The sequence below is a fragment of the Enteractinococcus fodinae genome, assembly GCF_031458395.1.
GTDB lineage: Bacteria > Actinomycetota > Actinomycetes > Actinomycetales > Micrococcaceae > Yaniella > Yaniella fodinae.
Genome location: NZ_JAVDYJ010000001.1, coordinates 1,007,652 through 1,021,563 on the forward strand (window position 1 = coordinate 1,007,652; position 13,912 = coordinate 1,021,563).

The 13,912-nt window shown below is 58.6% G+C and carries 13 protein-coding genes; 6 read left to right on the top strand and 7 right to left on the bottom strand.

What is annotated here, in order from left to right; all coding sequences use genetic code 11:
• Positions 1-41: 41 nt before the first annotated feature.
• Positions 42-551 carry a tRNA (cytidine(34)-2'-O)-methyltransferase gene (locus J2S62_RS04795; protein WP_310172014.1) on the bottom strand — a complete coding sequence of 170 codons (510 nt, stop codon included), beginning with the start codon at positions 549-551 and terminating at the stop codon, positions 42-44.
• Entirely contained in the window at positions 548-1,417 is an 870-nt protein-coding gene (locus J2S62_RS04800) for a J domain-containing protein (protein WP_310172016.1), read from the bottom strand. Before J2S62_RS04800 ends, J2S62_RS04795 begins: the two co-directional genes overlap by 4 nt.
• A 38-nt stretch (positions 1,418-1,455) precedes the next feature.
• Here J2S62_RS04800 and J2S62_RS04805 point away from each other — a divergent pair, with 38 nt between their 5' ends.
• From J2S62_RS04805 to J2S62_RS04825, 5 genes are all read left to right on the top strand, one after another.
• On the top strand, positions 1,456-2,667 hold the full coding sequence (locus tag J2S62_RS04805) for a cysteine desulfurase family protein (protein WP_310172018.1): 1,212 nt from the start codon (positions 1,456-1,458) through the stop codon (positions 2,665-2,667).
• 20 nt (positions 2,668-2,687) lie between these two features.
• A complete protein-coding gene (mnmA, locus tag J2S62_RS04810) occupies positions 2,688-3,827 on the top strand; it encodes a tRNA 2-thiouridine(34) synthase MnmA (protein WP_310175717.1) in 1,140 nt (379 codons plus the stop codon).
• Between the two features lie 10 nt (positions 3,828-3,837).
• A complete protein-coding gene (locus J2S62_RS04815; protein WP_310172020.1) occupies positions 3,838-4,173 on the top strand; it encodes a chorismate mutase in 336 nt (111 codons plus the stop codon).
• The gene (locus J2S62_RS04820; protein WP_310172022.1) at positions 4,170-5,147 is read left to right on the top strand and encodes a hypothetical protein; all 978 of its coding nucleotides are present in this window, start codon (positions 4,170-4,172) and stop codon (positions 5,145-5,147) included. The genes J2S62_RS04815 and J2S62_RS04820 overlap by 4 nt, the downstream gene beginning before the upstream one ends.
• Positions 5,148-5,479: 332 nt before the next feature.
• Complete coding sequence (locus J2S62_RS04825; RefSeq protein WP_310172024.1) at positions 5,480-7,552, top strand: HNH endonuclease signature motif containing protein; 2,073 nt, start codon at positions 5,480-5,482, stop codon at positions 7,550-7,552.
• Between the two features lie 39 nt (positions 7,553-7,591).
• Here J2S62_RS04825 and J2S62_RS04830 read toward each other — a convergent pair whose 3' ends face one another.
• The 5 genes from J2S62_RS04830 to J2S62_RS04850 are packed head-to-tail and all read right to left on the bottom strand — an operon-like array spanning position 7,592 to position 13,032.
• Positions 7,592-8,884 (bottom strand): DUF58 domain-containing protein, encoded by a 1,293-nt coding sequence (locus J2S62_RS04830; protein ID WP_310172027.1) that lies wholly within the window; start codon positions 8,882-8,884, stop codon positions 7,592-7,594.
• Entirely contained in the window at positions 8,884-9,837 is a 954-nt protein-coding gene (locus J2S62_RS04835; RefSeq protein WP_310172029.1) for an AAA family ATPase, read from the bottom strand. The genes J2S62_RS04830 and J2S62_RS04835 overlap by 1 nt, the downstream gene beginning before the upstream one ends.
• Positions 9,834-11,024, bottom strand: a complete 1,191-nt coding sequence (locus J2S62_RS04840) for a hypothetical protein (RefSeq protein WP_310172032.1) — start codon at positions 11,022-11,024, stop codon at positions 9,834-9,836. Before J2S62_RS04840 ends, J2S62_RS04835 begins: the two co-directional genes overlap by 4 nt.
• Positions 11,021-11,665 (bottom strand): hypothetical protein, encoded by a 645-nt coding sequence (locus tag J2S62_RS04845; RefSeq protein ID WP_310172035.1) that lies wholly within the window; start codon positions 11,663-11,665, stop codon positions 11,021-11,023. The genes J2S62_RS04840 and J2S62_RS04845 overlap by 4 nt, the downstream gene beginning before the upstream one ends.
• A complete protein-coding gene (locus tag J2S62_RS04850; RefSeq protein WP_310172037.1) occupies positions 11,662-13,032 on the bottom strand; it encodes a glycerophosphoryl diester phosphodiesterase membrane domain-containing protein in 1,371 nt (456 codons plus the stop codon). Before J2S62_RS04850 ends, J2S62_RS04845 begins: the two co-directional genes overlap by 4 nt.
• A 207-nt stretch (positions 13,033-13,239) precedes the next feature.
• Here J2S62_RS04850 and mtrA point away from each other — a divergent pair, with 207 nt between their 5' ends.
• The gene (mtrA, locus tag J2S62_RS04855) at positions 13,240-13,911 is read left to right on the top strand and encodes an MtrAB system response regulator MtrA (protein WP_310172040.1); all 672 of its coding nucleotides are present in this window, start codon (positions 13,240-13,242) and stop codon (positions 13,909-13,911) included.
• Position 13,912: the final 1 nt, after the last annotated feature.

Genomic DNA, 13,912 nt, shown 5'->3' on the forward strand with positions numbered 1-13,912 from the left:
GGACTTGAAGACCCGGAAGGCCCGGCGCGCCCTATGGCCGGCTAACTCCCAGCGAAATCGTGTTGACGCCAGGCTTCATAGAGCACGATCGAGGCCGAGTTGGCAAGGTTGAGTGATCTGCGTCCGGATTGCATGGGTAAATACACGGTCTCGGTGATCATCTCGTCGGTTAACACTTCGGCGGGCAATCCGGTGGACTCCTGACCAAAGACGAGCACATCGCCGGGTTGATAGGCAATCTCGTCGTAGCGCACGGTGCCGCTGCCGGTGAACGCAAAGACGCGTTCGGGCTGCAGGGCCTCCCACGCGGCAGCAAGATTGGCGTGGAGGGTGACGAGCGCCAGGTCGTGATAGTCCAGCCCAGCCCGACGCAGGTGTGCGTCGTCGAAGTTAAATCCAAGCGGTTCAACCAGGTGCAATTCTGCTCCGGTGATGGCGGCTAAGCGGATGGCATTGCCAGTGTTGCCAGGGATCTCCGGGGTGTGAAAGAGCAGGCGGAACTGCGGATTCGTGGCCTGCGGGGTACGGGGTGCGGTTTCGTGTGGATTCATAATTTGGCGATGAGTTGTCCCATGGCGGCCCGGTCGACGACGTTGTGTTCGCCGGTGCCGATAAAGAATTTGATGTCCCGGACCGCGTCCATGATTGAGGCTGGTACTTCGGTCAGTCCCAAGGTGTTGAGGCGGTCAGGGGCCTGGATGGTGGGAGCGTGGGGATTGGATGAAAACAACACCGCGAAACCGCCGACCTCGAAATCGGGGAGGAGTTTTTTCAGCTCGGCCACCGAGTCGGTCAAATCGGGTAACTCGATGCGTTTGCGGCCGACGAGCTCGCTGCCGTTGAACTGGTACACGTCTGGCGGGGTGTGTTGGACAGCAAAGACTGCGACTTTTGTGCCGCCCAGCAGCACGGTGTCCAGCGTCAGTTTTCTGGACAGTTTCACTCCGTGAAAAATACGAACAGCGGGCAGGGCCGCTTGTACGCGCGATTGCAGAACTTCGGATAACCGGGCGTGGAGCGCACGCTGTTTTCTGCCGAAAAACCCACTGGGGATACTGCCGTGCACGAGCTGTTGGGCCAACAGCGAATCAACGGTTATCGGTGGTTTCGTCTGAGTGCGAACTGGGCCGTCAGCAAGAGGCGGCCGGAAGCGTACCGGTTCTGGTTCCGAGCGGGGTTTCGTGCTGGTGCGTCTTGGACGCGGCGACTCGGGAGCCGGTTCTGGCGAGGAATCAAGCTCGGACAGTTGGTTCCATGCCTTGGTGATTTGATCGAAGCGCGCCGCGTCGCCACCGCGGTCCGGGTGGTGCTTTTTAGCCAACGCTAAATAGGCTCGGCGAATCTGTTTTTCGCTCGCCGATGGGCTGACCCCAAGCACGCGGTAGGGGTCCAGGGAGTTACCACGATTGTCTGACACGGGCCATATTCTACCCGCGCTGTTCTACACTAGAAGACATGTCCCGCATTTATCTTGATCACGCTGCCACCACGCCGGTTCGTGACGCCGCACTCGAGGCGTTTATCGCCCAGGCGAAACGACCAGGCAATGCGTCTGCGCTGCATTCAGCAGGACGCTCGGTGAAGCTGCACGTCGCTGATGCGCGCGATCGCTTGGCTGCTACCTTGGCTGCGGATCCTACCGAGGTGATCTTCACCGCCGGTGGGACAGAGTCGGATAACCTCGGCATCAAAGGGCTCTACCTGGCGGCTCGTGCGGCTGACCCCGCCAAGAACGTGGTTATCGCTACTCGCATTGAGCATCCAGCCGTGATGGAATCCCTGGAATGGCTCGAGTCCCACGAGGCTGCCGAGTTGGAATTCGTTGATGTTACCGATGAGGGTTTTGTCGACGTGGATGCGTGGCAGGCCGCGTTGGACCGTCATCGGGGTCGGATCGCATTGGCCACGTTGATGTGGGCCAATAACGAGATTGGCACGATCCAACCGATCGAGCAGATCGCTGCCCTATGCCAGGCCGAGAACGTGGCCTTTCACGTTGACGCGGTGCAAGCGTTTGGCGCGCTGCCCATCACGTTTGCCGAAGGGATCACCACGATGGCCCTGTCGGGTCACAAGATTGGTGCCCCGGTTGGTATTGGTGCCCTCTTAGTGCGACGGGATGCCAAGCCGATGCCAGTGCTGCACGGCGGGGGACAGGAGCGCGACATCCGTTCGGGCACGACCGCCGACGCCTTGATCGCTGCGTTTGCTGCAGCCGCCGAAGAAGCCACGAACAACCTGCCCGACGAAACTGCTCGACTCGCCCGACTGCGCGATCAGCTCATCGCGGGCATCCAAGCGGCCATTCCGGAAGCCAAACTTCAGGGGCCCCGTGACCCCAAATATCGGCTGCCAACGAACGTGCACTTTTCCTTTGCACAAGCCGAGGGTGACTCGTTATTATTTGGGTTGGACATGGCGGGGATTGAATCCTCTACGGGATCTGCCTGTAACGCCGGGGTATCGCGCCCCTCACAGGTCATCTTGGCCACCGGTCAAGACGAAGCCGCCGCACGATCAACCCAGCGTTTTTCCCTGGGCCACACAACGACCCAAGAAGATATCGACGGTGTGCTCACCGCGCTGCCGGGTATTTACCGGGCAGCAGCCCAAGCCGGCATGGCAGCAGAAAAGTCCTCCATCCGCACGGCGAATTCCCACCGATAACGGAGATGAAGATGAAAAAGTTGAAGGTTTTAGCCGCTATGTCAGGTGGTGTGGATTCAGCAGTTGCCGCCGCACGCGCCGTCGATGCCGGCCATGATGTCGTAGGCGTGCACCTCGCGTTGTCCCGGATGCCCGGCACGCTGCGCACCGGCTCGCGCGGGTGCTGCACCATCGAAGACGCCTCAGATGCCTGGCGTGCTTGCGAAAAGCTCGGCATCCCCTACTACACTTGGGATTTCTCCGAACGGTTCCAAGAAGAAGTCGTTGATGACTTCATCGAAGAATACGCCGCCGGCCGCACCCCCAACCCTTGCATGCGCTGTAATGAACGTATCAAATTCGCGGCACTGCTCGAACGCGCCCTGGCCCTGGGCTTCGACGCCGTCGTGACCGGGCATTACGCCAAGGTCATTGAAAACGACAACGGCGAGCTGGAACTCCACCGTGCCGCCGACGACGCCAAAGATCAGTCCTACGTGCTGGGCGTGCTGACCGCCGAGCAGCTCAAACACTCGATGTTTCCGCTGGGAGATACTCCCTCGAAGGAAATGGTTCGCGCCGAGGCCGCAGAACGCGGCCTGTCGGTTGCCCAGAAGCCTGACTCGCACGACATCTGCTTCATCCCCGACGGGGACACTCGCGGCTGGCTGGAAGAAAAAATCGACATGCAAGATGGTCCGATCCTCGACACCGAGGGCGAGGAAGTCGGCACGCATCCTGGCGCACAAGCCTTTACCATCGGCCAGCGCCGCGGACTTGCCATTGGCAAACCCGCAGAGGACGGCAAGCCGCGTTTCGTATTAGAAATCCGTCCCAAGGAAAACACCGTCGTGGTCGGGTCCCGCGAAATGCTCGCTGTAGACCGCATCACCGGTATCCGCCCATCCTGGGCTGGAGCTCCACTGGCCGAAGAAGCCACCGGTGCATGGTTCGACTGCCGCGTGCAAGTTCGGGCTCACGCCGAGCCGGTGCCCGGCCGCGCACGCGTCACCACCGGTGATGTCGATGGCGACACGGATGTCGTATGGGAGATTGAGCTCGATGACACCATCACAGGCGTTGCGCCTGGTCAGACAGCTGTCCTGTACCAAGGTACGCGTGTGCTTGGTCAGGTAACCATTCACAAGTCGATCAACGCTGAACGTCTGGCGCACGTCTAAACTGGAGACCATGACTTACGATTCGACTGCGTCTTCGTTGACGGGCACCACCGATCCGGCGATCCTTGAAGAACTGTTGGCCATCCGCTCTAGCATCGACAATATTGATGCCACGCTGGTGTATTTATTAGCTGAGCGGTTCAAATGCACTCAAAAGGTGGGCAAACTCAAAGCCGAGCACGACTTACCGCCCAGCGACCCCGAACGCGAAAAGGCTCAAATCAAGCGGCTCCACGCCCTGAGCCAAGACGCAGATCTAGATCCCGCATTCGCCGAGAAGTTCCTGAACTTCATCATCGACGAGGTCATCCGCCACCACAAGGCCATCTCTCAGGAGCGTCCTTGACCCAGCCGATCGGTGTGGTTGAAGGGACGTTTGCCGGTACCGATCCGCACGCCGTCTACGCACTTGAGCTTTCGGAGATCAGCTCCCCACACATTCCGGCGCTCGCAGAATTGCCCGACGTCGGGCCGCATGCCACCGGTCTGGGGAACATCGCTGCCAACATCAGCCTGCCCTTCGAGCTGCGTACTTATGGGTGGCAGCTGCAACGCGGGGTCCGCATTAGTTCCTCCGATCAACATCGGGCCATAGCGCATCGAGACAGCGTGATCCAAGCCCTCGTCGATGTCGCCCAAGATGATGCCGTGCCAGAAGTGTCAGTAAGGCTGCCCGGCCCGGTGACCACGATGATCGACGGGATGTTGCCCTCTGGACAGCGCATCGTGCGCGATCCGGGTGCACGCCATGATGTTGCAGCAGCATGGGTCGACGCGGTTGAAAATCTCACGAGTCGAATCCACGACGTCGTCGGCGCTCGCACCACAATCTTTGTGCAAGAACCACAGGCCGGCCAGGCAATCGAAGGGCGAATCCGCTCAGTGTCAGGCGCCGATGTCGAACGAGCCTTGGACATCAACGAGGTGCGCTTTATGTGGCAGCAAGCGGCGACCACAGGCGCGACCGTGTTGATCGACACGACCACCGAGCTAGCTGCCACGGCCGCAGAAGTGGGATCAGTTGCATTGGCCTTGCCGAAGGGGAGAACGCATCAGGCCGAGCGCACATGGGAACTCGTCGATACACTTATCTCCGCTGAGAAACCCGTAGCCCTGTACATGCCGCGCCACGGCGACCCGAACCGCTTTGCCGAGGAATTTATTCACCAGTACCTCGATTGGGGACTACCACCGGAAAGCGTCGGCTATCTTCGATTAACGAGCCGATTCGAAATGGGCTCCGAGCAGACAGTTGGCCCCGGCCTGGAATGGCTGCGCACCATGGCCGAGCATGCACCTGGATATCTCTCGACGCTGTAAAACACAAAGTATCTGCCCTGTTCTTAGCATTGCTGGAACAGGGCTTTTGTTTTCTGAGCGATTTCGCAGCTTGTGCGTCTGGGCCTCGTGAGGCATTTTCGAATTTTGCAACCGTGTCGCGTCAAGATGTGGATATCCCAGCCACAAGACGCTAATTATCCACAGTACAATACGTTAAATATCTCCATAATCGTTTTATTTTATTTATAAACTATTCGAGTTCTGTAGAGCGTTCAACAAAACAATAGAATATGCTTAAATACTTGCCGGTTTCTCCCTAGGTTAGTAAAATAGAGGCATATACGTTCGACCCTCGAATATTAGGGGAGTGCATGGAGATACCGACGGTCCTACCGCCCCTAGGTGAGCCGGTCTCTACCGATTTGCTGAATCTGGCAGCCTTGGACGACGCTAGCTTCGGAGAAATTCTGCACGCTGCCACACTCCTGACTCGTATTGTCACCCAGCAAATTGCTGATCCGCAGACCTATCATCAGGTAGCCACGTTCGCTGATGCAAACGGAGCTGATTGGTCAGGATTCCAGCCGCCCTCAGAGCAGGCTAACCTTCTTAAAGAGCCGCCGTCGGATAACTCACCTACTGGCACAGCTGAGGACACAACACAGCCACCGCCGACAGCACCAGCCGCGCCCGATAACTATTGCGATACGCTGCCAGCCATTGGGCATATGTTGAGTCAGTTGACGCGGTATCAAGAAGTGAATTTGACGCACTTTTCGAGGTACCTCGAGGCTTCGATGAAAGAGCAGCGAAGTTATTTAGGCACACCGTATAAAGATAGCCATTTTAAAGATGCCATTGACTATCTAGTAGAAACCATGCGCATCTCGCGACATTCGGCGCGTAAGATCGTTCGACGGGGTGTGTATTTCGCTCCGCGGCCTGGTACTGATCCGCAGCTTCGGTCTGGGCAGCCTGTTTTCAATGGTCTTGCCAAGTCATTGGCGGCAGGCCGGCTGCCCATAGAGAATGCCGACAAGATCATCGCGCTGGATGAAGATCTCACGAAGTATTCAGAGAAAACCCACCAGCCAGCGGAGCGGAAAGACCTCGCACTTCAAGCCTTCGAATCAACGCTGATTGAAGCCGGAGAAGCTGCCACCCCTGACGAGCTCTCAAAAACAAAGCACCGCTGGCTCAACCATATTGCTCACTGGGTCTGCCCAGACGGTCCGTCCCCGGCCCAAGCGATGGCGAAACAGGCCGATAACGAATTGCGTATGCGGGAACACGCGGACGGTAGCGCTACGTATTCGATGCATGCCACAACAGAGGCATCAGCGGTTTTCAAGAACTTCATGTTGCACCAACTCAACTTCAACGGCAGCCCGGTGAAAATCCCGGAGAAGGTGTTCAGTTTATTAAACACCTTCAAAACAGCCCGAGACGCCCAGGATCCCCCGAGCCGCCCAGAGAACTCGCAAGCTGAGACGGGTGCAGATGATCAGCCCACCGGCGGAAGCTTTAAATCAGGCACCTCCACGGTCCAAAGAGATTCCTCCGAACCTCGTGTCGAAGAACGAGGCCCAGAAAATGAGACGAAGTGCGCCACGGGACGAACTGGGGCGACCTATAGTGCCGGAGAAGTCCTCGGACCAATCGATACTTGGGACACCACCCCGGATTTAGACGATGTCGTAGCCGAAGATTCAAATGGTGAACCTGTCAGCGCCCGAGAAGTAGACCTCCTGGACCATATGACCACTGGACAGCGGCTAGGCACGATCCTAGTAAGCCTGTTTTATAACATGGTGTCTTTAGATCCTGGACTTCTAGGGGCTAAGAAAGCGCATGGGGCCTCGGCGCAACTGATGATTGTGCAAGATATTGAGACGGCCTACGAAACTCTCGGTCTCGAACAAATTCCAGAGGCCGCTCGAAGACCGCGAGGCTCGCCAGGTCTCCAGACCTCGGTTATAAAACGTCCCAATCCAGACGAACCAGAGAAACGGGCTTGGACCCCGTATCAATCTGAAGCTGTGAATATTGGACCGATTCATCCAAGGGATGCGGAAATTCTCGCGTGCAGTAGTGATCTGGTCGGCCAAATATGGGACGGCCCAGACACGGTTCTACAGCAGAAACGAGCACAAAGATTCTTTACGCTCGCCCAACGCCGTGCCATCCTTGCAAGGGACAAGGGGTGCCAAGCACCCGGGTGTGCCATCCCAGCGGTCAACTGCGCCATCCACCACATCAAAGAATGGTTTGAAGGTGGCATGACCGACGAGACGAATGGCGTGACTTTGTGTCCCCGCCACCACGCCGCCGTGCATAACGGAAAGTGGGTTATCCGGCGACACGAGGGACTGCTGTTCTTTCAGCCGGCACCCTGGCTGGACCCCACCCAACCACTGCTCCGCAACATCTATTGGAATATCTAACACACCTCGGATGCACCGAGATCCCTCCACACCTATGGCTTAGAGACGCCCGGCAGCTTTCAACCGCAGGTAGGCATCGCCCACCGCCATCGGCAGGTCGTCGGGCTGAGCTTCCACTACCTCAGCACCGTAGCGGTTGAGCAGTTGGATCAGATTTCGATTCCGCAATTTCTGCGCCTCAGCGCTTGCAGCGATAAAGGCGCTGTCGGGGGTATCTCGCTGTTCGGCCATCTCATCGAGTTCGGGATCCGCCACAGCCGCTACAAGCACGACGTGGCGATGCGTTAAGACCGGTAAAATGGGGAGCAGCCCTTCTTCGATGGCACCGGAGTCCAGCGGCGTGACCAGGACTATAAGCGCCCGTTGCCGGCTGATTGCCGCGATTTCGGGAGGCAGAATAGACCAGTCGGCGGCTAATAATCGAGGGAAAACTTTCGCCAATACCGTCGCTACACGGTGCAGCAGGTGTCCCTTTTCCTCCGACGACGACCGCGCACGTACTGTCTGGTCCAAAGCTAATAGATCCACGCGGTCTCCGCCGGCGTTAGCTAACGCAGCCATAAATAGAGCAGCTTCGATACCGGCATCAAAGCGCGTTTCATCGCCCACCCGAACCGCTGAAGCCCGCGAAGAATCAAGGACTACCACCACACGGCGATCGCGCTCGGGACGATACGTCCGGACGATAAGTTCATCGGACCGCGCAGATGCTCGCCAATCAATCGTGCGCACATCATCACCGCGAACATACCCACGCAGGGAATCGAATTCATGACCGGCCCCGGGCATATGCACCGCTGAGCGGCCATCGATTTCGCGTAATTGTTGGATACGGGACGGTAGATGTCGACGAGACCGAAAAGGTGGCACAACCGTGACTTCGCCACTTAAGGCGTGCGTATATTGGCGACCCGCTAGACCCAACGGGCCTGTCGTGCGGATCGTGAGCTTGCCGGTACGCACCGTGCCTCGCCGGCTTGGTGTGACCACGGTCGTGAAACGTTGAGTGGACCCGGGTGCAAGATTCAGTGCCTGGAGGGGCTGGTCGGCGTGGGCTGAAGGTTGCCAGCCGTCGCGAATATGTCCGCGCATCCGGCGACGAGCGCGGTTAGAGACTTCTACCCACACTTCCAGGGGCGTGTCTAAACGGACCTGTTTGTTGTCGCTACGTCGGATCGCTACTGCTCTTGGGGATGGAGTCAAGCTCAGCTCGATAGCCAACACGAGGGCAAGTAGCCCGACCAGTGCGAAGACGGTGCCCCAGCTGGGCCACAACACCATCGGCACAAAACCGATGGCAGCTAAGAGAACAAACCGAGACGAAACAAACATCAGCGAGGAACCGGAACCGTAGCAATCAGACCGGACAATACCTGATCGGTGCTGACACCATCCATCTCCGCCTCTGGCCGGAGCGAAACGCGGTGGCGTAAACAGGGCAGCACCAGCGCTTGGACATCGTCGGGAGTAATGAAATCCCGGCCCAACAACCAGGCCCAGGCTTTAGCAGTTTTCATCAGAGCGGTCGACCCGCGGGGTGAGACGCCGGCTTGGAACGAGGGGGACGTGCGGGTGGCTTGGACCAGATCCACGATGTACGCCAGCACCTCGGGCGACGTTTTGATGTTGGCGATTTCGGCCCGCGCCGAGGCGATCGTGTGCTGGTCGGCGACGGGACGCAAACCGGCCTGGGCTAGTTCGGTGGGGTGGAATCCGTTGGCGTGGCGGTGGAGGATTTCGATTTCTTCGTCACGGGCGGGTAAATCGAGTTTGACCTTTAGCATGAAGCGGTCGAGTTGCGCTTCCGGTAGCGGATAGGTGCCCTCGTATTCGATGGGGTTCTGGGTGGCAATCACCATGAATGGTTCGGGCAGGGGATAGGTGTCGCCGTCGACCGACACTTGGTGTTCTTCCATGGCTTCCAATAGCGCCGCTTGGGTCTTGGGTGGGGTTCGGTTGATTTCATCTGCCAGCATCAGGTTGGTAAACACCGGGCCCTCGCGGAATTCGAACCGTGCCGAGGAGGCATCATAGATAAGCGAACCGGTCACATCGCCGGGCATCAGATCCGGCGTAAATTGCACCCGCGTGTTGTTGAGATCCATGGCCTCGGCCAGGCTGCGTACCAACAAGGTCTTTGCGACACCGGGAACGCCTTCCAGTAGAACGTGACCATCGGCAAGTAATCCGATGAGCAGTGAGGTCACAGCATGGTCTTGCCCGACCACGGCCTTGGCAACCTCAGTCCGGACTTCATTGAGGGCAGGACGGGTGGTGGTGTTCACGAGGACTCCTTCGATGGTGTGCTGTAGCGATGGCGCACGGTGGCTTCAAGGTCATGTAACTGCTTTGACCAGGTAACAAATTGTGCCGAGCTGAGGCGGTCGCGCGGTGGCGTGTACAGGGCTTGGATCTGCTGCAACGGCATGCCGAGCTGTTTGGCGGTTTCGGCCAGGACAGTGTCGTCCGGGGTGCGTGGCCCAAGTTGCAACAACCGGGCTAAGCGCGCAAGCGAAGCCCGCTGGAGCGTGGTCATAGCGTGGTGGTGGTGTTTTGCTCGGGCGTAGAGGCGTCCGCGACCCACGGTGGTTTCGGCGGCCGGCACTTCGGCTGGGAGCGGTTCGGTGATGACGGGTCCGGTGCGCCGTCCACGGTAGAACAAGTAAATACCCGTGACGATGACGGCCCAGACAATGCCCATGCGAACCCAGTCGGGCAGTTGAACGGGAGAGAGCTGACCGTCGGGGTCAGGGTCGAACTGGAAATTTGGCTGAAACCAGATCACCGTATCGGATCGGCCCAGCGACCAGGTCGCCAGGGTAGCGGTGCCGTTGTCGTGCAGCCCCGAGTTGGATAGCATCCGCCAGTCAGCGAAGATCACGGAGCCATCACCACTGTGGGCAAATGCGTAGGCGGTGGCATCCGTGGCCTCGTCCACGACGCTGAAGCAGCCGTAAGCATCATCGGTTAAGACCACGCCGTGACGGATGTTCGAGATATCGCCGGCCTCGCGTGCGGCTTCGAGTTGGCAGGTGGCTTCTACCTCGAGGTGCTCTTCGAAGCCCAGTGGCATGGTTGTTTCCACGCCGTCAAGTAGAAACTGTCGTTGACGCTCCGACACACCCGCATAGACTCGCTGGTCAGGCGGGATCAAGCTGTCTAAGTCTTGGAGGCGCTCGTAGGATGCGCTGTCCATGGCGTGGTATTTGTCGTGGATGAGCACGGTGGCGTCTGGGTTCCGGTCCAGCTCGCTTTGCAGCTGGGTCATTGACTGGGCTGGGCGCACAGCGATGCCATGGTCTTCCAGCACATTGGTTATCGCGGCGGCACCCGGGCCGGTCTCGTCATCGAGCCCGAGGTTGCCGTCATCGCGGTGGGGCTGGAACGCAAGCCAGATCATCACCGCAAGCCAGGCGGCGACGGTCGCGACCACCAGCACAATCAGGCCGAGCTTTCTGCGACGTTGGATCATCGAGGCATCAGCCTTGACGGATCATTGATGTTACCTCCGGGGTGGGGGTGTGCGGTGGCGATGGTGGTGGCCAGTTGAAGGACGGTTTCGGTGGCCTCTCGGGTGGGAATGTTGCCGCCATAACTGATGCGGTTGAACTCGGTGGAAGCCTCGGTGAGGCCTTCACGATACGCCGGCAGCACGGCCCCCAGAGACCATCCGAAAGTGGTGGCTGTGGTGGCAGGCGTGACCTCGACCAGTTCACGGTCGGATGCGCTGCGCACGATAAATCGGTAGGCCTGCAGGTAGGCCTGATCGAATTGGTCGGCGTTGAACAAGCGATGGGCAGCACGGAGGTAATCCTCGGCCGGGACACTGGGGTCTGCAAGTTGAGCTTCCTGCCGGGTGCCTGCCGGCGAGACCGAGGGTCGAAAATACCGAAACAGGGCAAATGCCAACACCCCAACGGCGATGATCAATAGAACCTGCACGATGACACTGCCGGTGCCGGTGGGATCGATATTGATGGCCAGTGCGTCGTTGAGCCAGCCGATGATGCGCTCCCAGAGGGTCATCCCGGCCGGATCGAGGTCATAGGTCTCAATGCGCTCATCGAGCAGTTGCCGGGCATCGTCGTCATCGGGAGTCCAGGGGATGGTCACTGCTCAGACCCCGGCGGGGTCGGTGGTGCCGGTGGTCCCTGCGGTCCGGATTGCCCGGGATGAGGGGGCTGCTGGGTTGGGTAGGGGTAATGCGGCTGGTTCAGTGGGCTGTGTTGACCTGTGTTGTGCAGGCCGGGCCCAAAGGGAGCACCGGAGGTTGCCGGGGTGGCATGTCGACCCGGGATCGTGTCATCAGCTTCGTCGTCGGCTCCTACCGGTTGTTGCATGGAGGTATCAAATCGATCCGAACGGGCACCGGCTGCATATTGGGACGCTAATTGCTGGAAGTGTAGGCTGAGGCCTTCTTTCCGGAAGCGGTAATCGAAGTAGAAGAAAATAGAGATCAACACGGCCATATTTGTGACAATAAAGGTGATCAGGGTGGCGATCGCGTTGATGAGCAGGTTCACCACCATGACTGAACCAAACAGCTCCGCCTCCGTGCCAGCGCTGGCCACGATAAAGCCCGAGATGAAACTCAGCGGACTGGTGATGATCGCCGAGACGATCCCCAGGATCAACGCAAATAACAGTACTATGCCAAGCGTGCGCCAGAAGTGCCCGCGGGTCAGGCGCCAAGACCGACGAAGTGCTGCAAAAATGCTGACGTCTTCGATAATCATCGTCGGAATGACCAGATACCAACGAATCACCAAGAACAACGCCACCACCAAGGGCGCGAAGACAGCCACGAGCACGCTGATAACGGTAGCTGCCACACCGGCGCCGCTTTGTGGTTCTCCGCCAGCAAATGCCACAGCGATGACCAGAAATACCAACAGCGCCACGACGAGCCAGACCACCACGACAGCGGCGATCAACAGGGCGATCAGTCCGATGAGTCTGCCCCATTGCCCCCGTAGTAATCGGAAGCCTTGGCCCAGAGAGGTCTTCATCCCGATGGCCCCGCGTGCGACCATCGCGGAGTACATCCCCCAGTTAAGAGTTTGGCCCAAGAGCATGACGAGCTGCGATAGCATCATGGCCCCAAAGAAGCCGAGCCCAAGACCGCTAAAGATTTGGTCGAAGGCGGCAGAGGGGTCAAACATTGCGGTCCCAAAGGAGCGCAGCAGAAAAAACTCGCCGGTAGCAGCAAGGATGGCGGCTATCGAGCCGAAGATCAGGGCGGCCCCAAAAAATAGGCCGGGGGATTTTCGAATCGTGGTAAACATTGAAGCGAAGTAATCACCCAGAGTCAGGGGACGCAGCGGCAAGGTACCTGGTTGACTTGCGGCCACATATGGGGCTTGCCCGCCATAATTTGGGTATGGACTCGGCTGGGCGTCCTGCGAACTCCAACTATAGGAGCCCGGCTGTTGTGGCCCCTGGTGTTCAGGGGGTGGATTGGGTGGGCCGTACTGTGACATGGGCTCCTCATAACCTTGCGTGTGCCAGGGGTGCGTGACAAGAATCAGTCAGACGAGTAGTACGACAGATTCTAACCACGGTAGACCAGACTCGATGGGCAATTTTGGCGCGATTACCTTAATATCCATTATGGAACAGGTTACGCGGAGTTGTCCGGTATGCTTTAGACGGGAATTCATCTACCAGTCGCGCGGGAAGGAAGATGGTTGAAGACCAAAATTTTAGTGGTTGACGACGATGAAGCATTGGCCGAGATGATCGGGATCGTCTTGAGTAACGATGGGTTCGAAACCTACTTCTGTTACGACGGGAATCAAGCCAATGACATGTATCGTAGCGTCCGCCCGGACTTGGTGCTCTTGGACCTCATGCTGCCCGGCAAAGACGGAATCGAGATTCTGCGGGAGCTACGTAAAGAGTCCGACACCCCTGTGGTCATGTTGACCGCAAAGTCTGAAACCGCCGACGTCGTGCGTGGCCTCGAAGCCGGCGCCGATGACTACGTGCCCAAACCGTTTAAACCCGCCGAGCTGGTTGCCCGGGTGCGCGCCCGGTTACGCGAAACCGATAGTCGCGACCCTGAAACCCTACAGATCGCTGACTTGACCATCGACGTCGCTGGCCACGAAGTGACCCGCGATGGCGAAAGCCTCAGCTTGACCCCGCTGGAATTCGACCTGCTGGTGGAACTTGCACGTCGACCAGGCCAAGTGTTGACCCGCGAAGAGCTACTCGAAGAGATTTGGGGCTACCGCCATCAGGGCGACGCCCGGTTGGTCAATGTCCACGTGCAGCGGTTGCGCGCCAAAGTGGAAAAAGACCCTGACAATCCAGAAGTGATTCTCACCGTGCGCGGGGTCGGATATAAAGCCGGTTGAT

Excerpts from the sequence above, each read along its gene's own strand:
- J2S62_RS04830 (WP_310172027.1), bottom strand. The coding sequence starts at position 8,884 with ATGTTTGTTTCGTCTCGGTTTGTTCTCTTAGCTGCCATCGGTTTTGTG.
- J2S62_RS04840 (WP_310172032.1), bottom strand. The coding sequence starts at position 11,024 with ATGATCCAACGTCGCAGAAAGCTCGGCCTGATTGTGCTGGTGGTCGCG.
- J2S62_RS04850 (WP_310172037.1), bottom strand. The coding sequence starts at position 13,032 with ATGTCACAGTACGGCCCACCCAATCCACCCCCTGAACACCAGGGGCCA.
- J2S62_RS04815 (WP_310172020.1), top strand. The coding sequence starts at position 3,838 with ATGACTTACGATTCGACTGCGTCTTCGTTGACGGGCACCACCGATCCG.
- J2S62_RS04795 (WP_310172014.1), bottom strand. The coding sequence starts at position 551 with ATGAATCCACACGAAACCGCACCCCGTACCCCGCAGGCCACGAATCCG.
- J2S62_RS04805 (WP_310172018.1), top strand. The coding sequence starts at position 1,456 with ATGTCCCGCATTTATCTTGATCACGCTGCCACCACGCCGGTTCGTGAC.
- J2S62_RS04825 (WP_310172024.1), top strand. The coding sequence starts at position 5,480 with ATGGAGATACCGACGGTCCTACCGCCCCTAGGTGAGCCGGTCTCTACC.